Source organism: Mesorhizobium sp. B2-7-2 (assembly GCF_006440775.1).
Lineage (GTDB): Bacteria > Pseudomonadota > Alphaproteobacteria > Rhizobiales > Rhizobiaceae > Mesorhizobium.
Genome location: NZ_VFTZ01000006.1, coordinates 50448 through 66622 on the forward strand (window position 1 = coordinate 50448; position 16175 = coordinate 66622).

Sequence of the window (16175 nt, forward strand, 5' to 3'; positions counted from 1 at the left end):
CAGGGTTGGAGAGTGATAGGGAGCGGGTTGCCTCCAAAGATTTGAGGGCTGCGCTGTGGCAAATCCTTTCGGCGGAAGAGCGGCATAGACCTCATCGACATGCCTTGGCTGAGACCATCTCTTTCACGATGAGATTTTAGGAGGCGGAAAGGCTTTTTCGCGATTGCCGGATCAGCGCGAAATGTGCGTTCTCCCCGTACGGCGTTTTTCCGATCACATGCACCGCCTCGCGTCCAGCATTGGTGACTTCTCATTCGGAAACCCCTCTGTAGGAACCGCCACCGCTGTCCGATCCGCTCTGATCTTCCTCTGCTGCTCGCTTCGCGAATGGAATTGGCGGTGTCAGCTAAAAACCAAAAGAGCCCCCGCCTGGGGTACGCGCTGTTGTTGCGGTATGAATAGCACGGGGCCACCCACGGGATAGAGGGGGCAACCACTAAAGAGCGGAGCGAAAAATTATCAGATTGACGCTATATCAGTTTAAACCTATATTCCGCCAATGGCTTGGACGGTTCTCGAACATCCGGACTTTGTCCGGGAGCGTGAAGACCTCAATGATGAGGTCTCGGACAAGCTCGATGAAGTGATGCTGGCTCTGGAGGAAGTTGGTCCCAATCTCGGGCGCCCTCTCGTTGATACGCTGAATGGGTCCAAGCACAAGAAAATGAAAGAAATCCGATTCAATGCGAGCGGTGTTTGGCGCTTTGCTTTCGCGTTCGACGAAGACCGTCAAGCCGTTGTCCTGTGTGGTGGAAACAAGGAAGGCAAGGCGCAGCGCAAGTTTTACAAGAAGCTCATCGCGACCGCAGACGAACGGTTTGATGAATGGCTTGAGGCAGAAAAGGAGTAGACTAATGGCAAAGCGATCAGATTTTCGCCCCGTTCGCGAACGCATTGACGCTCTACCAGCAGAGCGTCGGGCCAAGATCGAAAAGGGCGCTGCCGAAATCCTAAGGGCTGTACATCTTTCCGAGCTTCGAAAGGCTATGTCCGTAACGCAAATGACCGTAGCTGCTAGAACAGGTCTGAAGCAAGCCGAGGTGTCGCGTATCGAGAAGTCTCCCGCATCGGTCCAGATCAAGACTATGGAACGCTACGTGCGAGGGCTTGGCGGCGACATGAAAATCGTAGCTGAATTCCCTGATGGAACATACGCCGAAATTCCCCTTAGTCACGGCAAGCCCGTTCGCTCCAAAATCACCACCGAGACAAAGAATGATGACAATAATTATACGGAGGAGCGTCTGGGCGCTTAACTAGGGGGCAACATCCGACGCTATAGAACTTTGCGCAATTCGGCCGGTCAGGTGCAGACAGGGTTGTGCGCGCCTTGTGGCTCTCCGAAAATGAGGGCGGCAATGGTCTTTATTAGACCGTTATTAAACAGCTAAACGCTTAAAAGCTTGGTACGCCCAAGGGGAATCGAACCCCTGTTCCCGCCGTGAGAGGGCGGTGTCCTGACCGCTAGACGATGGGCGCGCTCAAGAACCGGCTACATAGGCTGGCGGCCGCGAAAAAGCAACCGAGCAGATTCCGGAAAAGTGTCGTACGGTTTTCCGACAAGAATTCCGACAAAACAAGAAGCCTAAGCGGAGCATTCATTGGTTTGCCAAACGAGTGCTCCGCTTGGGGTTTCGACCGCTTCGCGCGCTTTGCCGGACGTCACGGGTCAGCCCTGCCGTTTCGGCTCGATCAGGTCCCAGAGATTGCCGTAGAGATCGGCAAAGACCGCCACCGTGCCATAGACCTCGAAGCGCGGCGCTTCGCGGAACTCGACGCCCTTGGCGAGCATCGCCTGGTGATCGCGGGAAAAATCGTCGGTCTCGAGGAAGAGAAAGACCCGGCCGCCGGTCTGATTGCCGATGCGGCTTGCCTGCTCTTCGCCGGAAGCTTCTGCCAGAAGCAAGCGCGCTCCCTTGCCCTTCGCCGGCGCGACGGTGACCCAGCGCTTGCCGCCGCCGAGATCGACATCCTCGATGAGCAGGAAACCGAGCCGCTCGACATACCAGGCGATCGCCTCGTCGTAATTGGCAACGACGAGCGCGACGGTCGCAATGCTGCGCTGCTCGGCAAAGCCGCTCATTTGTTGCGAACCGCGAATTGGCCGATGATGCGGTGCTCGGCGATGTCGTAGACGAAGATCGAACGGCCGCCATCGGCAAGCTCGGCGTCGATCGACAGGCGGTTGCCGGAGAGCGACTGGCTGATCACCTTGGCGCCGACGGGAAGCACGATGTCGCCCGCGAGCGGCGCACCGGCCGGAGCCTGGACATCGCCCGCGGGCGCCGATCCGGTCACCGGCGCGTTGCGGGCTTTGTAGACAAGCGCCCCGATCACCACCATAAGGGCGAGGAACAGAAGGCCGAGATTGACGATCATGAAGCGGACGAGCTTGCGGCGCACGTTCTCGGCCGCGGGGTCGAGCGGCTTTTCCTCATCTTCTTCGGCGATCGGCCGGGCCATGGCTAAACAATCCGCAACGGGTTTCGATGAGCGCTCATAACGAAGAGAGTTCGACATTGATAGGGGAGGAACTGACGGACGATGAGTTGGCCGCAGGCGAAGCCACCGTGCTGGAAGCCGGCGCCGATGCCGCCGGCCAGCGCCTCGACCAGTGGCTTGCCGCCAAGCTCGGTCCGGAGCTCTCGCGCAGCCGGGTGCAGGCGCTGATCAAGCAAGGCGCGGTCTCCATCGCCGGCAGGAAGGTGCTGGAAGCCAAGCGCAAGCTGACGGTCGGTGAGACGATCGAGATCCTGGTGCCCGCGCCGGAGCCGGCAGAGCCGCAGGGCGAGGACATTCCCCTCGACATTCTTTACGAGGACGACGAGCTGATCGTCATCAACAAGCCGGCGGGACTGGTCGTCCATCCCGGCGCCGGCAACTGGACCGGCACGCTGGTCAACGCGCTAATCCATCACTGCGGCGACAGCCTGTCCGGCATCGGCGGCGTTAGGCGTCCTGGCATCGTCCATCGCCTCGACAAGGAAACCAGCGGCGTCATGGTCGTGGCCAAGACCGATCGCGCCCACAAGGCGCTGTCGGAAGCCTTTGCCGATCACGGCCGCACCGGCGACCTCGAACGCGCCTATCTGGCGCTGGTCTGGGGCATTCCACAGCGACCGACCGGCACCATCGAGACTGCCCTGGGCCGCGCCGCCGACCGCGTCCGCCGCGCGGTGGTGCCTGAAAGCCGCGACGACGCCCGCCATGCCGTTACACATTTCAGCGTCGTCGAACGTTTTGGCGAAGGACAGCAGGCTTTCGCCACGGCAAGCCTGGTCGAATGCCGGCTGGAGACCGGCCGGACCCACCAGATCCGCGTCCACATGGCTCATATCGGCCACCCCGTGATCGGCGACCCGGATTACGGGCAGGCGTTCCGTACCAAGGCCAATCGGCTGCCCGAACCCTTGAAAGCCAAGGTCAACGCCTTTCCGCGGCAGGCCCTGCATGCCTGGCTCCTTGAATTCCGGCATCCGACCACCCATCTAACGATGAGGTTCGAAGCGCCGATACCGGGAGACATGGAGGAACTCGTCGGCGACTTCCGGAAACTCTGAACCGACCCGCCACGAACAAGCTGCAAACCAGCCAAAAACCTGACCGGCGTTGTTCACTTCAACGTGACAGACTGTTTAGCGTTGAACAAATGCCTGTCTTTTCTGGTTTTGTTCCTATATACACAGGTTGTCGCGGATGAGCCTTTGGCATCCGTGACGCATGCCCGCCGCGTTTCGGGGGCATCCACTCCAAAGAGAGAGGGGCGCTATCATGGCCCAATCATTACCCAGTATCGTTTCCGGTGAAGGCGGTCTCGCCCGTTACCTGGAAGAAATCCGTCGCTTTCCGATGCTTCAGCCGCAGGAAGAGTACATGCTCGCAAAGCGTTATGCCGAGCATCAGGACACTACGGCTGCCCACAAGCTCGTCACCAGCCATTTGCGGCTCGTCGCCAAGATCGCCATGGGCTATCGCGGCTACGGCCTGCCGATCGGCGAGGTGATCTCGGAAGGCAATGTCGGCCTCATGCAGGCCGTGAAGAAATTCGAGCCGGAGCGTGGTTTCCGGCTCGCCACCTATGCCATGTGGTGGATCAAGGCCTCGATCCAGGAATACATCCTGCGCTCGTGGAGCCTAGTCAAGATGGGCACCACCGCCAATCAGAAGCGTCTGTTCTTTAACCTGCGCAAGGTGAAGGGCAAGATCCAGGCGCTCGACGATGGCGACCTGAAGCCCGACCAGATCGCCGAGATCGCCACCCGCCTCAACGTTTCCGAGGCCGAAGTGGTGTCGATGAACCGCCGCCTGTCGGGCGACGCTTCGCTCAACGCTCCGATCCGGGCCAGCGAAGGCGAATCCGGCGAATGGCAGGACTGGCTGGTCGACGATCACGAAAGCCAGGAAGAGATGCTGATCGAGCAGGACGAGCTGGAAAACCGGCGCTCCATGCTGTCCGGCGCCCTGTCGGTCCTCAACGACCGCGAGCGGCGCATCTTCGAGGCGCGTCGCCTGGCCGAGGAGCCGCTGACGCTGGAAGAACTGTCGGCCGAGTTCGACATCAGCCGCGAGCGCGTGCGCCAGATCGAGGTGCGCGCCTTCGAGAAGGTGCAGGACGCGGTCAAGGCGGCCGCCAAGCGCCAGACCCAGGCGCTGCGTACCATCGAGGCGCAGCCGGCGGCGTAAAGCCACCCGCGCACTGAGCAACAACAAAACGGCGACGCCAGATTCTGGCGCCGCCGTTTTATTTGGCGAAAGCGGCGGACCAGCCCTTTCTCCCCGTCGCTATACGGGGAGAAATGTCCGGCAGGACAATGAGGGGCAGCGCCGAGGCTGCAAGGTCATCGTCCGGGCAACAATCGCTTCAAAGGGCCGGCGCGCTTATCTTCGAACGCCGCGCCGCCCCTCATCCGCCCTTCGGGCATCTTCTCCCCGTTGAACGGGGAGAAGGAAAAAAGGCTCATGCCGTCGGCTGCTTGGTCTTCCTGAGGTAAGGAAGAACCGTCTCATACGCCCCAAAACGCTTGATCGCGTCTTCGTTGGAGACGGCGGCGGTGATGATGACGTCGTCGCCCTGCTTCCAGTTGGCCGGCGTCGCCACCTGGTGCTTGGCCGTCAGCTGGATGGAATCGATGACGCGCAGGATCTCGTCGAAGTTGCGGCCCGTGGTCATCGGGTAGGTCAGCGCCAGCTTGATCTTCTTGTCCGGCCCGATGACATAGACCGAACGCACGGTGGCGTTGTCGGCCGGCGTGCGACCCTCCGAGCTCTCGCCGGCACCCGCCGGCAGCATCTCGTAAAGCTTTGCGACATGGAGGTCCTTATCGCCGATCAGCGGATAGTTCACCGTCTGGCCGGTAGCGGTCTTGATGTCGGCCTGCCACTTTTCGTGGCTCGATACCGGATCGACCGAGATGCCGATAATCTTGACATTGCGCTTTTTGAAGTCGCCTTCGAGGCCGGCCATGGTGCCGAGCTCGGTGGTGCAGACCGGCGTAAAATTCTTCGGATGGCTGAACAGCACCGCCCAGCCGTCGCCGATCCAGTCGTGGAACTTGATGGTGCCCTGCGTGGTCTCGGCCGTGAAATCCGGCGCGACATCGTTGATACGAAGACTCATGACCTATCCCTACCCTGTTTTGAAACGGTGGCCGGCGCGGCCGGCACGCATTCTAAGCTACCACCATCGCGGCATCGGTCAAACGCCGGGAACCGTACCCAAGCCCGCTGCAGCCGAATTTTTTTCGCGGGCGCGGCGATCCTCGGCAGGATTCTTCCACTTTTTGCGAGAGGTGGGGCCGCTCAGGCTTTCCTTATCGCGAGCGTCGCCGTGAGGTCTTCCATGCGCTGCGCGAGCGCGCCGAGCGCGGTCGTGAGCACGCTGTCGCTCTTGTCGGCCTTGGTCAGCGCCTCGTCGCGCGTCTTGCGCAAGGTCAGCACTTCGCTCTCCATGCCTTTGACACGCTTGGTGAGCTCCGAGAGCTCGTCCATCACCATGATGCCGGCCATGACGGTGAGCCGCTGGTCGCCGATCTCGCCGAAGGAATCCTTCAGGTGCGAAACATAGCGGTCGAAGCGCTCGGCAAGGTCGATCAGATGCTCTTCCTGGCCTTCGTCGCAGGCCATGCGATACTGTTTGCCGTCGATGGAAACCGTGACCTGTGCCATTGCCTTACCTGTCCAGGACCGCGCGGATGGTTTCCATGGCGGTCACCAGCCGCCGCGACACTTCCTTGTTGGCGTCCTCCAGCCGCTCGGCGCGCGCTTCGGAATTGTCGAGCTCCTGCGCCAGGCGCGAACGGTCGGCGTTCATGCGCTGCACCTCGGCCTCGGCTTCCGAATAATCGCGCTCATGCTCGAGCTTCGCCGCCACGGCGTTTTCCAGCCCTTCCATGGCCTTGCCCAGCCTGGCGATGACTTCCTTGAGGGTCGTTTCCCCGGTCATGGCCTCGTCCTATGCCCTGCCCATCACCGAATCGCACGCGTTCAGAATGCGTTACCTGCGAAAGATTAGGCGCCGGGTGAAGGGCGCGTCAACAAAGCTCTCGCGACTGTCCCCCGCTATCCCTAATGTAGGCGCCGGGTGCCATCACAAGCCCGGCAAAATCCATCCCGATTTGTTGACTAAAAGACCGCGCCTGCTATGTGTCGCGGCATCCTTTTCCAAGGGTTCTCCCCAGGCTCCAACTCACTTCCGGAGGAAGCATGACCTCGCGTGAACAACATGATCGGATGGCCAACGCGATCCGTTTCCTTTCCATGGACGCCGTCGAGAAGGCGAATTCCGGTCACCCCGGCCTGCCCATGGGCTGCGCCGACATCGCCACGGTTCTGTTCAGCCGTTTCCTGAAATTCGACGCCAAGGCGCCGCACTGGGCTGACCGCGACCGCTTCATTCTGTCGGCCGGCCACGGCTCGATGCTGCTCTATTCGCTCCTCTACCTTACGGGCTATGAGGACATGACGATCGACCAGATCAAGAATTTCCGCCAGCTCGGCTCCAAGACCGCCGGCCATCCCGAATACGGCCATGCCGCCGGCATCGAGACCACCACCGGCCCGCTCGGCCAGGGCCTCGCCAATTCGGTCGGCTTCGCGCTCGGCGAGCGCATCATGAACGCTGCCTTCGGCAACGACCTCGTCAACCACTACACCTATGTGCTGGCCGGCGACGGCTGCCTGATGGAAGGCGTCTCCCACGAAGCCATCGCACTGGCCGGGCACCTGAAGCTCAATAAGCTGATCGTCTTCTGGGACAACAACAACATCTCGATCGACGGTCCGGTCTCGCTGGCCGACAACACCGACCAGGTCGCCCGCTTCCAGGCGTGCGGTTGGAACGCCAGCCACATCGACGGCACCGATCCGGAAGCGATTGCCTATGCCATCGAGGCGGCGCGCCATTCCGACAAGCCGACGATGATCGCCTGCAAGACCACCATCGGCTTCGGCGCCCCGACCAAGGCCGGCACCAACAAGGCGCATGGCTCGCCGCTCGGCGCCGAGGAAATCGCCGGCGCACGCAAATTCTTCAACTGGGACTCGCCGCCCTTCGAGATTCCGGCCGACATCCTCGATGCCTGGCGCGCCGTCGGCACGGGTGGCGCCAAGGCCCGCGCCGACTGGGAAGGCCGCCTGGCCAAGGCCGAGCCGAAGCTCAAGGCCGAGTTCGAGCGCCGCGTCGCCGGCAAGCTGCCCTCCAATTTCGACGCCGTCATCGCCGACTACAAGAAGAAGCTGTCGGCTGACAAGCCGAAGGTCGCCACCCGCAAGTCGTCGGAGATGGCGCTGGAAGTCATCAACGGCGCGGTGCCGGAGACCATCGGCGGCTCGGCCGACCTTACCGGCTCCAACAACACCAAGACCAGCCAGACCAAGAACATCACGCCCGAAGATTATGGCCAGCGCTATGTCCATTACGGCATTCGCGAGCACGGCATGGCGGCGGCGATCAATGGTCTCACGCTGCATGGAGGCCTGATCGCCTATGGCGGCACCTTCCTGTGCTTCTCCGATTATGCCCGCCCGTCGATGCGCCTTGCCTCGCTGATGGGCATCCGCTCGATCTTCGTCATGACGCATGACTCGATCGGCCTCGGCGAGGACGGCCCGACGCACCAGCCGGTCGAGCATCTGGCCGCACTTCGCGCCATCCCCAACCACAATGTCTTCCGTCCGGCCGACGCGGTCGAAACCGCCGAATGCTGGCAGATTGCGCTGGAATCCGAAAAGACGCCCTCGACGCTGGCGCTGACCCGCCAGAACCTGCCGACCGTGCGCACGGAGCACTCGGCAACGAACCTCTCCAGCCAGGGCGCCTATGAGCTGGCCGCCGCCGGCGGCGAGGCCGTGGTGACGATCTTCGCCACCGGCTCCGAGGTCGAGATCGCGCTCGGCGCGCGCGACCTGCTGGAAAAGCACGGCCATCCGACCCGCGTCGTCTCTGTGCCCTGCTTCGAGCTGTTCGACCAGCAGAGCGAGGATTACCGCAAGAAGACCATCGGCAGCGCCAAGGTGAAGGTCGCGATCGAGGCCGGCATCCGCCAGGGCTGGGATCACCTGATCGGCACCGACGGCATTTTCGTCGGCATGCACGGTTTTGGCGCCTCCGGCTCGATCGAGCAGCTCTATCCGCATTTCGGCATCACCGCCGAGGCCGCGGCCAAGGCGGTCGAAGCCCGCCTGCGCGGCAACTAAGAATTGGCTCAGCCCGGCAACATCGATTGACGCTTTGCCGGGCTGGACCAACCTAATCGATTTAAATGCGACGTTCTGCGGCTGGATTCTTGCGCCTTCCGCCGTTATGACACTGCGGACCCATCCGCCCCAAGGGAGAGAACAATGACCGTCAGAGTTGCCATCAACGGATTTGGCCGCATCGGCCGCAACATCCTGCGCGCCATCCATGAATCCGGCCGCAAGGACATCGACGTGGTCGCCGTCAACGACCTCGGCCCGGTCGAGACCAACGCGCACCTGTTGCGCTATGACAGCGTGCATGGCCGCTTCCCGCATGAGGTGACCGTCGACGGCGACCAGATCTCGGTCGGCAAGGAGAAGTTCAAGGTCACCGCGATCAAGGATCCGACCCAGCTGCCCTGGAAGGAGCTCGGCATCGACATCGCGCTCGAATGCACGGGCATCTTCACCGCCCGCGACAAGGCCGCCGCGCACCTGACCGCCGGCGCCAAGCGCGTGCTCGTTTCGGCCCCGGCCGAAGGCGCCGACCTCACCGTCGTCTACGGCATCAACCACGACAAGCTGACCAAGGACCACATCGTCATCTCGAACGCGTCCTGCACCACCAACTGCCTGGCGCCGCTGGCGGCCGTGCTGCACGAGACCGTCGGCATCGAGAAGGGCATGATGACGACGATCCATTCCTATACCGGCGACCAGCCGACGCTGGACACCATGCACAAGGATCTTTACCGCGCCCGCGCCGCGGCGCTGTCGCAGATTCCGACCTCGACGGGTGCGGCCAAGGCGATCGGCCTTGTCCTGCCCGAGCTCAAGGGCAAGCTCGACGGCATTTCGATCCGCGTGCCGACCCCGAACGTCTCGGTTGTCGACTTCAAGTTCATCGCCAAGCGCTCGACCTCCGCGCAGGAGATCAACGAAGCGGTCATCGCCGCGTCCAATGGCAAGCTGAAGGGCGTTTTGTCGGTCACTCATCACCCGAACGTGTCGATCGACTTCAACCACGACCCGCATTCCTCGATCGTGGCGCTCGACCAGACCAAGGTGATGGACGGCAACTTCGTCTCGGTGCTGTCCTGGTACGACAACGAATGGGGCTTCTCGAACCGCATGGGCGACACCGCCGTCGCCTTCGGCAAGACCATCGCCTGATCCGGAAGTCATCGGCAATTTGAAACGCCCGGCTTCGGCCGGGCGTTTTCGTTTAAGTCTCGGCGGATCCGCGCACCATGGTGACTACCCGGAACACCAGTCGCGTCGTCATTCCAGAATCTGCGACGGAGCTTCGCTCCTGCTTCGCCCTGGAATGACGAAGTTTGGAAGCGCAGGCCAAAAAACCACGCTGTTGCCTTGCACCGGTCATGTCTTCGCCCCACTCTCCCGTAAAGCCACAAACAGAGGGATTTGGAGGGGCAATAGCGGATGGAGCATGCGATTTATCTCGTGACGCTGGTCGGCACGGCGCTCATTGTCGCCGCCGCGTTTTCGAGCCTGATCGCCTTCCGCTTCGGCGCTCCGTTGCTGCTGCTCTTCCTCTGCATCGGCCTTGCCACCGGCGTCGACGGCCTCGGCATCGAATTCGACAATGCGCGGCTGGCTTATTTTGCCGGCTCACTGGCATTGGCCGTCATCCTGTTCGATTCCGGTTTCGGCACGCCGCTCAACGCGCTCAGGCAAGCAGCCGGGCCGGCGCTGTCGCTAGCCACGATCGGCGTTATCCTGACCACAGCCATCTTCAGCGCCGCCGCTTCCTACGTGCTCAAGCTCAGCTGGCTAGAATCTTCCCTGCTTGGCGCCGCCGTCGCCTCCACCGACGCGGCCGCAGTGTTCTTCCTGCTGCGCGCCGGCGAGATCCATTTGCGCGAGCGCGTGCGCGCGACGCTCGAAGTGGAATCCGGCACCAACGACCCGATCGCCATCTTCCTCACCATCACCTTGGTCGAGATCATCGCCGCGCATGCCAACCCGGAAGCCAATGTGCTGGCCACCAACCTTTTGCTCGGCTTCCTCGCCAATATGGGGCTCGGCGCCGTCATCGGCGTGCTCGGCGGTTTCGCCATCGTGCGTCTGGTCGAGCGGTTGAATCTCGATCACGGCCTGCTGCCGATCTTCGTGCTGACGCTATCGCTGATGGTGTTCGCGGCGGCCGGCGCCGTCGGCGGCTCGGGCTTCCTCGCCGTCTACCTTGCCGGACTGGTCGCCGGCAATTCCGACATACGCGCCGTCACCATCCTGAAGCGTTTCCAGGACGGCATGTCGTGGCTGGCGCAGATCATCATGTTCCTGATCCTCGGCCTGTTCGCCACGCCCTCGCAATTCCCCGAAATTCTTGTGCCTGCGATCCTGCTCGGCCTGTTTCTGATCTTCGTCGCCCGCCCGGTCGCCGTCTGGCTTTGCCTGATCCCGTTCCGGCTGCCGCGGCCAGAGGTCGCCTTCGTCTCCTGGGTCGGCCTGCGCGGCGCGGTCTCGATCCTGCTCGCCATCACGCCGCTGCTCGGCGGCCTCGAGCACGGCCGGCTGATCTTCAACGCCGCCTTCATCATCGTGCTGGTGTCGCTGGTGGTGCAGGGCTGGACGGTCGGTCCGCTGGCGCGGCGCCTCGGCCTGATCGTGCCGCCCCGTCTTGGGCCGCTGGACAAGGTGGAGCTCGAATTGCCGGGCTCGGCGCATCATGAGCTGCTCGCCTATCGCGTAGCACCCGGCAGCCCGGTGGCGCGGGGCGAGCGCATCCCGCGCTGGGCGAGACCCTCGCTGGTGCTTCGCGACGGCCGCTCGATGCGCTTTCAGGACATGGGCCGGCTGGCGGCCGGCGATCAGGTCTACATCTTCGTGCCGGACCGCTATCCGCGCCTGCTCGACAAGCTCTTCGCCAGCCGCGCCGTGGTCGATCCTGAGGATGCCGACTTCTTCGGCGCCTTTGCCGTCGATCCGGCCCGCCCCGCGGCCGAGCTGGAAGCAGCCTATGCACCGGGCCTGACCGAGGCGGAACAGAAGCTCACCGTTGCAGCGCTGATTTCGGAACGGCTCGGCGGCCATCCCGAATATGCCGACCGTGTGATGATCGGCCCGATCGAGCTGATCGTGCGCGATGTCGACGAGAAAGGCAGGATCACCGGCCTTGGCCTGTCTTTCGAGCCGACCGCGCCGGTCGCGCGCGTGCCGGTGTTCATGAGCGCTGGCGAGATCGCCGACCGCATCGCGGCGCTGATCCGCAGCCGGCGCAGACCGGCGGCGAAGCAGGCAGCCGACGACGTGCCGGTTGACACGGTGGCGCCCGCAGCGGACGGGCAGAAGGCAACCGGCGAAGGCTGATGTCTCACGGCGACATCATTTTTGCGCGCGCGCCATCGACGCGGCCCTTGCATCGTCTTCCGCGCCGAGTAAGGTCGCCGCGTTTTCGCTAGAGCAATTTCAGGAAAAGTGTGGGCGGGTTTCCGTCCGGATTGCGTCAAGGCACTAGGAAGGAACGACCATGGCCGGCTTCAAGACACTCGATGATATCGGCGCCGTCAGCGGCAAGCGCGTCCTGGTGCGCGTCGACCTCAACGTTCCCGTCGCCGGCGGCAAGGTGACCGACGCCACCCGCATCGAGCGCATCGCCCCGACCATCGCCGAGCTCTCGAAAAAGGGCGCCAAGGTCATCCTGCTTGCGCATTTCGGCCGCCCCAAGGACGGCCCATCGGCCGAATTCTCGCTTGAGCCTATTGCCAGGGCCACGGCTGACGTTCTCGGCCTCCCGGTCGGTTTCGCCGCCGACTGCATCGGCGCCAAGGCCGCGGAAGCCGTCGCGGCGATGAAAGACGGCGACGTCCTGCTGCTCGAGAACACCCGCTTCCACAAGGCCGAGGAGAAGAACGAGCCGGCCTTCACCGAACAGCTCGCCGCCAATGGCGACATCTATGTCAACGACGCCTTTTCCGCCGCGCACCGCGCGCATGCCTCGACCGAAGGCCTCGCGCATCTTCTGCCGGCCTATGCCGGCCGCACCATGCAGGCCGAGCTCGACGCGCTGGAAAAGGGCCTCGGCGATCCGGTACGGCCGGTGGTGGCCGTCGTCGGCGGCGCCAAGGTCTCGACCAAGATCGACCTTTTGATGAACCTGGTGAAGAAGGTCGACGCGCTCGTGATCGGCGGCGGCATGGCCAACACCTTTCTTGCCGCGCGCGGCACCGATGTCGGCAAATCGCTCTGCGAGCATGACCTCGCCGGCACCGCCAAGCAGATCATGATCGAGGCGGCGGAAGCCGGCTGCGCCATCATCCTGCCCGCCGACGGCGTCGTGGCCAAGGAATTCAAGGCGGGCGCCGCCAGCGAGACCGTCGCCATCTCGGACGTGCCGGCCGACGGCATGATCCTCGATGTCGGTGCAAAGACCGTGCAGAGCGTCAACGACTGGATCGACCGCGCCGCGACGCTGGTCTGGAATGGTCCGCTCGGCGCCTTCGAGATCGAGCCCTTCGACCGCGCCACGGTGGCGGCGGCAAAGCATGCCGCGGCCCGCACCAAGGCGGGCAAGCTGGTGTCGGTGGCCGGCGGCGGCGACACGGTGGCCGCGCTCAATCATGCCGGCGTCGCCGACGACTTCACCTATGTCTCGACCGCCGGCGGCGCGTTCCTCGAATGGATGGAAGGCAAGCCGCTGCCCGGCGTCGAGGTGCTGAAGCGGTAGACAGTCCGAGCCCAGGCAAAGCCCGCGCGGCTTTCAATCGATTCTAGCTTTCCGGCGTCATTCCTTTGGCGGTAGTGTTCTGCCGGCGCGGAATAAACGCAGCGTAGGAGAGCACCCATGAGCGAACGTCTCGAAGATATCGCCGCCGCTATGGTGAGCGGCGGCAAGGGCCTTTTGGCCGCCGATGAGAGCTCCGGCACCATCAAGAAGCGTTTTGACGTCATTGGCGTTGAATCCACCGCCGATAGCCGGCGCGACTATCGCGAGATGATGTTCCGGTCCAGGGACGCGATGTCAAAATACATCTCCGGCGTCATCCTCTATGACGAGACCATCCGCCAGAAGGCCGCCGACGGCACGCCGCTCGTCGACATCATCAAGGCCGCCGGCGCCATTCCCGGCATCAAGGTCGATCTCGGCGCCAAGCCGCTGGCCGGCTTTCCCGGCGACACCATCACCGAGGGCCTGGATGGGCTGCGCGAGCGGCTTGCCGACTATTACAAGCTCGGCGCCCGCTTCGCCAAATGGCGCGCCGTGATCGACATCGACACCGGCAAGGGCGTGCCGTCCGCCAACTCGATCGCCTCGAACACTCACGCTTTGGCCCGCTACGCCGCGCTCTGCCAGGAGGCCGGCATCGTGCCGATCGTCGAGCCGGAAGTGCTGATGGACGGGGCGCATTCGATCGACACCTGCTATGACGTCTCGAAGGCGACGCTGATCAAGCTCTACGACGAGCTTTACGCGGCCCGCGTCGTGCTGGAAGGCTCGATCCTGAAGCCGAACATGGTCATCTCCGGCAAGAAGTCGGGCAAGACCGACAGCCCGGAGGAAATCGCCGAGAAGACGATCAAGCTGTTCCGCGAGGTGGTGCCGTCGGCAGTGCCCGGCATTGCCTTCCTCTCCGGTGGCCAGGACGACGAGGAGGCGACCGCCAACCTCAATGCCCTCAACGCCATCGGCCCGCATCCTTGGAAACTGACCTTCTCCTATGGCCGCGCGCTGCAGGCCGCGCCGCAGAAGGCATGGAGCGGCAAGGCCTCGAATGTTGCCGCCGGCCAGGCCGCCTTCACTCACCGCGCCCATATGAACCATCTGGCGGCGCTCGGAAAATGGCAACCGGCGCTGGAAAAGGCCGCCTGACACCATCCCCGAGCAGTGCATAAAACCCGGGCTGGCAGCCCGGGTTTTTGCTTTTTGCGAGCCGCGTTCCCACTTGTCAGGCGCCGACCGCTATCGACCATGTCGGATCGCGCCGATGTCGAACGTCCTTGGCAGGAGAGGACAGGAGATGGTCATGCATCGCAATGCCGTGGTTTCGCGCGAAGACTGGTTCGAGGCGCACAGGAAGCATCTCGAGCGCGAGAAGGAGCTGACGAAATTCCGCGAGCTTATCGCCGCGGAGCGGCGGCAACTGCCCTGGTTCAAGCTGCGCAAGGATTATGTTTTCGAGAGCGAAGCGGGGCCGAAGCATCTTGCCGAGCTGTTCGCCGGCAAGAGCCAGCTCATCGTCTATCATTTCATGATGGCGCCGGGCTCCGACCACCGTTGTGAAGGCTGCTCGTTCCTCGCCGACCATATCGACGGCGCCAACCGGCACCTGAAGCATCATGACGTCTCGCTGGTCGTCGTCTCGCGTGCGCCGCTCGGCGAAATCCTGCCTTACAAGCAACGCATGGGCTGGAAGTTCGACTGGATGTCGTCCTATGCGTCCGATTTCAACTTCGACCTGCAGGTCTCGTTCACAGACAGGCAGATCGCGGCGGGCGAAACCACCTACAATTTCGAGAAGCGCCCGTTACGGTCGAAAGACCTGCCCGGCACCAGTATCTTCTATCGCAACGAGTGCGGCGACATCTTCCTCACCTTCATGTCGCGCGCCCGCGGCGGCGACGCGCTGATCGGCGCCTATCATTATCTCGACATGACGCCGAAGGGCCGCGGCGAGACGGGTCCCTATCACAACCTGATGGACTGGGTGCGCCTGCATGACGAATATCGGGACAAAGACGAGGACCGGCCGGACTGCTGCGCATGAACGGCAGGACGCGCCACTCGCGGGCCGTCCTTCCCGAATATGGACAGGCCTATGCCCAGTGCCCAAGCACCGCCGCCAGCGAGATAGCGGCCATCGCAAGCAGCGCCAGCTTCCAAAAATCGCCGCGCCGCCTCAGCCCCGGCCAGCCCAGCGGCTTGATGACCTGGATCAGCATGATGCCGCAGATGACAAGGGCAAACAGTTTCGTCATGCCGCCTTTGACCAGCATCGATGGCGCCTGTCAAAGCTGTTCTCGAGCGCACCCTCGGGCAGAGCATTCCTGACAGAAATAGGGCCTATTCGAACGCTGCGAACGGCACCGCACCGTCTTCCTCCGCGCCCTGCCAACCTCCTGACAGACTGCTGTCAGGAGGGGTGTGAGATACTCTTCTCATCAAAAAGAGAGGAGTGAGGTCATGAACGGTTTTACAATTCTGCGTAGTGTGCAGCACTATGTCGGCAGGATCCGCACCGTGCGCAACGAGATTCGCACCCAGCGTTTCCTGAACACCTTGCCGGCGGACATCCGCAAGGACATCGGCTGGCCGGACCTTTACCAGGGCCGCGTGCGTGAAAACTGAAATTTTGCGCCGCGACTTGGATTGGAGCGCAGCCGCGCCCAGATGTAATGCGGCCAGTAATGTTGAGTTCAGGGAAAGAGCCTTGTTCGCCGGTAGTTTCGCCGCAGCCTCCTGACAGTATGTTGTCAGGAGGCATGCGGTAATTGGAGCGGCTTCGATCCTGACAGCAACAAACATGAACCAACGATCC

At 62.9% G+C, this 16175-nt stretch carries 17 protein-coding genes and 1 tRNA gene; 11 read left to right on the plus strand and 7 right to left on the minus strand.

What is annotated here, in order from left to right; all coding sequences use genetic code 11:
- Positions 1 to 499: 499 nt before the first annotated feature.
- A complete protein-coding gene (locus FJ425_RS10200; protein WP_140545131.1) occupies positions 500 to 850 on the plus strand; it encodes a type II toxin-antitoxin system RelE/ParE family toxin in 351 nt (116 codons plus the stop codon).
- Positions 851 to 854: 4 nt separating this feature from the next.
- Positions 855 to 1256: a helix-turn-helix transcriptional regulator gene (locus tag FJ425_RS10205; protein WP_181164948.1), complete on the plus strand. Its 402-nt coding sequence runs from the start codon at positions 855 to 857 to the stop codon at positions 1254 to 1256.
- Positions 1257 to 1404: 148 nt separating this feature from the next.
- Here the strand turns inward: FJ425_RS10205 and FJ425_RS10210 are convergent.
- The 3 genes from FJ425_RS10210 to FJ425_RS10220 all read right to left on the minus strand — a co-directional run bounded on the left by FJ425_RS10210 (position 1405) and on the right by FJ425_RS10220 (position 2463).
- Positions 1405 to 1479: transfer RNA gene (locus FJ425_RS10210), tRNA-Glu, on the minus strand.
- A gap of 190 nt (positions 1480 to 1669) precedes the next feature.
- Complete coding sequence (locus FJ425_RS10215; protein WP_140633175.1) at positions 1670 to 2083, minus strand: VOC family protein; 414 nt, start codon at positions 2081 to 2083, stop codon at positions 1670 to 1672.
- On the minus strand, positions 2080 to 2463 hold the full coding sequence (locus FJ425_RS10220; protein ID WP_140633178.1) for a fimbrial protein: 384 nt from the start codon (positions 2461 to 2463) through the stop codon (positions 2080 to 2082). Before FJ425_RS10220 ends, FJ425_RS10215 begins: the two co-directional genes overlap by 4 nt.
- Before the next feature lie 26 nt (positions 2464 to 2489).
- Here FJ425_RS10220 and FJ425_RS10225 point away from each other — a divergent pair, with 26 nt between their 5' ends.
- Positions 2490 to 3560, plus strand: a complete 1071-nt coding sequence (locus FJ425_RS10225; protein WP_140633181.1) for an RluA family pseudouridine synthase — start codon at positions 2490 to 2492, stop codon at positions 3558 to 3560.
- Between the two features lie 211 nt (positions 3561 to 3771).
- On the plus strand, positions 3772 to 4683 hold the full coding sequence (gene rpoH / locus FJ425_RS10230) for an RNA polymerase sigma factor RpoH (protein ID WP_140545121.1): 912 nt from the start codon (positions 3772 to 3774) through the stop codon (positions 4681 to 4683).
- Between the two features lie 274 nt (positions 4684 to 4957).
- On the opposite strand, the gene FJ425_RS10235 is transcribed toward rpoH, so the two are convergent.
- The 3 genes from FJ425_RS10235 to FJ425_RS10245 all read right to left on the minus strand — a co-directional run bounded on the left by FJ425_RS10235 (position 4958) and on the right by FJ425_RS10245 (position 6442).
- A complete protein-coding gene (locus FJ425_RS10235) occupies positions 4958 to 5617 on the minus strand; it encodes a peroxiredoxin (RefSeq protein WP_140633184.1) in 660 nt (219 codons plus the stop codon).
- Positions 5618 to 5799: 182 nt separating this feature from the next.
- Positions 5800 to 6165, minus strand: coding sequence for a cell division protein ZapA (locus FJ425_RS10240; RefSeq protein WP_095767358.1), 366 nt, complete (start codon positions 6163 to 6165; stop codon positions 5800 to 5802).
- 4 nt (positions 6166 to 6169) lie between these two features.
- The gene (locus tag FJ425_RS10245) at positions 6170 to 6442 is read right to left on the minus strand and encodes a DUF4164 domain-containing protein (RefSeq protein ID WP_023763725.1); all 273 of its coding nucleotides are present in this window, start codon (positions 6440 to 6442) and stop codon (positions 6170 to 6172) included.
- Positions 6443 to 6702: 260 nt separating this feature from the next.
- Here FJ425_RS10245 and tkt point away from each other — a divergent pair, with 260 nt between their 5' ends.
- The 6 genes from tkt (at position 6703) to FJ425_RS10275 (ending at position 15404) form a co-directional block, all read left to right on the plus strand.
- Entirely contained in the window at positions 6703 to 8694 is a 1992-nt protein-coding gene (gene tkt, locus FJ425_RS10250; RefSeq protein WP_140723161.1) for a transketolase, read from the plus strand.
- A 144-nt stretch (positions 8695 to 8838) separates the two neighbouring features.
- Positions 8839 to 9849 carry a type I glyceraldehyde-3-phosphate dehydrogenase gene (gene gap / locus FJ425_RS10255; protein WP_140545115.1) on the plus strand — a complete coding sequence of 337 codons (1011 nt, stop codon included), beginning with the start codon at positions 8839 to 8841 and terminating at the stop codon, positions 9847 to 9849.
- 270 nt (positions 9850 to 10119) lie between these two features.
- Positions 10120 to 12009, plus strand: a complete 1890-nt coding sequence (locus tag FJ425_RS10260) for a potassium/proton antiporter (RefSeq protein ID WP_246677913.1) — start codon at positions 10120 to 10122, stop codon at positions 12007 to 12009.
- Between the two features lie 160 nt (positions 12010 to 12169).
- The gene (locus FJ425_RS10265) at positions 12170 to 13366 is read left to right on the plus strand and encodes a phosphoglycerate kinase (RefSeq protein WP_140723164.1); all 1197 of its coding nucleotides are present in this window, start codon (positions 12170 to 12172) and stop codon (positions 13364 to 13366) included.
- Positions 13367 to 13483: 117 nt separating this feature from the next.
- Positions 13484 to 14509 carry a class I fructose-bisphosphate aldolase gene (locus FJ425_RS10270; RefSeq protein WP_140723167.1) on the plus strand — a complete coding sequence of 342 codons (1026 nt, stop codon included), beginning with the start codon at positions 13484 to 13486 and terminating at the stop codon, positions 14507 to 14509.
- 154 nt (positions 14510 to 14663) lie between these two features.
- Positions 14664 to 15404 (plus strand): thioredoxin family protein, encoded by a 741-nt coding sequence (locus FJ425_RS10275; RefSeq protein ID WP_140723170.1) that lies wholly within the window; start codon positions 14664 to 14666, stop codon positions 15402 to 15404.
- Between the two features lie 49 nt (positions 15405 to 15453).
- Here FJ425_RS10275 and FJ425_RS10280 read toward each other — a convergent pair whose 3' ends face one another.
- Positions 15454 to 15633 carry a hypothetical protein gene (locus tag FJ425_RS10280; RefSeq protein WP_181175881.1) on the minus strand — a complete coding sequence of 60 codons (180 nt, stop codon included), beginning with the start codon at positions 15631 to 15633 and terminating at the stop codon, positions 15454 to 15456.
- A gap of 187 nt (positions 15634 to 15820) precedes the next feature.
- Here FJ425_RS10280 and FJ425_RS10285 point away from each other — a divergent pair, with 187 nt between their 5' ends.
- Complete coding sequence (locus FJ425_RS10285; RefSeq protein WP_095767353.1) at positions 15821 to 15985, plus strand: hypothetical protein; 165 nt, start codon at positions 15821 to 15823, stop codon at positions 15983 to 15985.
- The last annotated feature ends 190 nt before the right edge of the window (positions 15986 to 16175 follow it).

What these genes read in the sequence shown, in the direction of transcription:
- FJ425_RS10225 (WP_140633181.1), top strand. Translation starts at nt 2,490, where the DNA reads ATGAGCGCTCATAACGAAGAGAGTTCGACATTGATAGGGGAGGAACTG.
- FJ425_RS10270 (WP_140723167.1), top strand. Translation starts at nt 13,484, where the DNA reads ATGAGCGAACGTCTCGAAGATATCGCCGCCGCTATGGTGAGCGGCGGC.
- FJ425_RS10200 (WP_140545131.1), top strand. Translation starts at nt 500, where the DNA reads ATGGCTTGGACGGTTCTCGAACATCCGGACTTTGTCCGGGAGCGTGAA.
- gap (WP_140545115.1), top strand. Translation starts at nt 8,839, where the DNA reads ATGACCGTCAGAGTTGCCATCAACGGATTTGGCCGCATCGGCCGCAAC.
- FJ425_RS10240 (WP_095767358.1), bottom strand. Translation starts at nt 6,165, where the DNA reads ATGGCACAGGTCACGGTTTCCATCGACGGCAAACAGTATCGCATGGCC.
- rpoH (WP_140545121.1), top strand. Translation starts at nt 3,772, where the DNA reads ATGGCCCAATCATTACCCAGTATCGTTTCCGGTGAAGGCGGTCTCGCC.
- FJ425_RS10235 (WP_140633184.1), bottom strand. Translation starts at nt 5,617, where the DNA reads ATGAGTCTTCGTATCAACGATGTCGCGCCGGATTTCACGGCCGAGACC.
- FJ425_RS10280 (WP_181175881.1), bottom strand. Translation starts at nt 15,633, where the DNA reads ATGCTGGTCAAAGGCGGCATGACGAAACTGTTTGCCCTTGTCATCTGC.
- FJ425_RS10265 (WP_140723164.1), top strand. Translation starts at nt 12,170, where the DNA reads ATGGCCGGCTTCAAGACACTCGATGATATCGGCGCCGTCAGCGGCAAG.
- FJ425_RS10260 (WP_246677913.1), top strand. Translation starts at nt 10,120, where the DNA reads ATGGAGCATGCGATTTATCTCGTGACGCTGGTCGGCACGGCGCTCATT.
- FJ425_RS10220 (WP_140633178.1), bottom strand. Translation starts at nt 2,463, where the DNA reads ATGGCCCGGCCGATCGCCGAAGAAGATGAGGAAAAGCCGCTCGACCCC.
- tkt (WP_140723161.1), top strand. Translation starts at nt 6,703, where the DNA reads ATGACCTCGCGTGAACAACATGATCGGATGGCCAACGCGATCCGTTTC.
- FJ425_RS10285 (WP_095767353.1), top strand. Translation starts at nt 15,821, where the DNA reads ATGAACGGTTTTACAATTCTGCGTAGTGTGCAGCACTATGTCGGCAGG.
- FJ425_RS10245 (WP_023763725.1), bottom strand. Translation starts at nt 6,442, where the DNA reads ATGACCGGGGAAACGACCCTCAAGGAAGTCATCGCCAGGCTGGGCAAG.
- FJ425_RS10275 (WP_140723170.1), top strand. Translation starts at nt 14,664, where the DNA reads ATGCATCGCAATGCCGTGGTTTCGCGCGAAGACTGGTTCGAGGCGCAC.
- FJ425_RS10205 (WP_181164948.1), top strand. Translation starts at nt 855, where the DNA reads ATGGCAAAGCGATCAGATTTTCGCCCCGTTCGCGAACGCATTGACGCT.
- FJ425_RS10215 (WP_140633175.1), bottom strand. Translation starts at nt 2,083, where the DNA reads ATGAGCGGCTTTGCCGAGCAGCGCAGCATTGCGACCGTCGCGCTCGTC.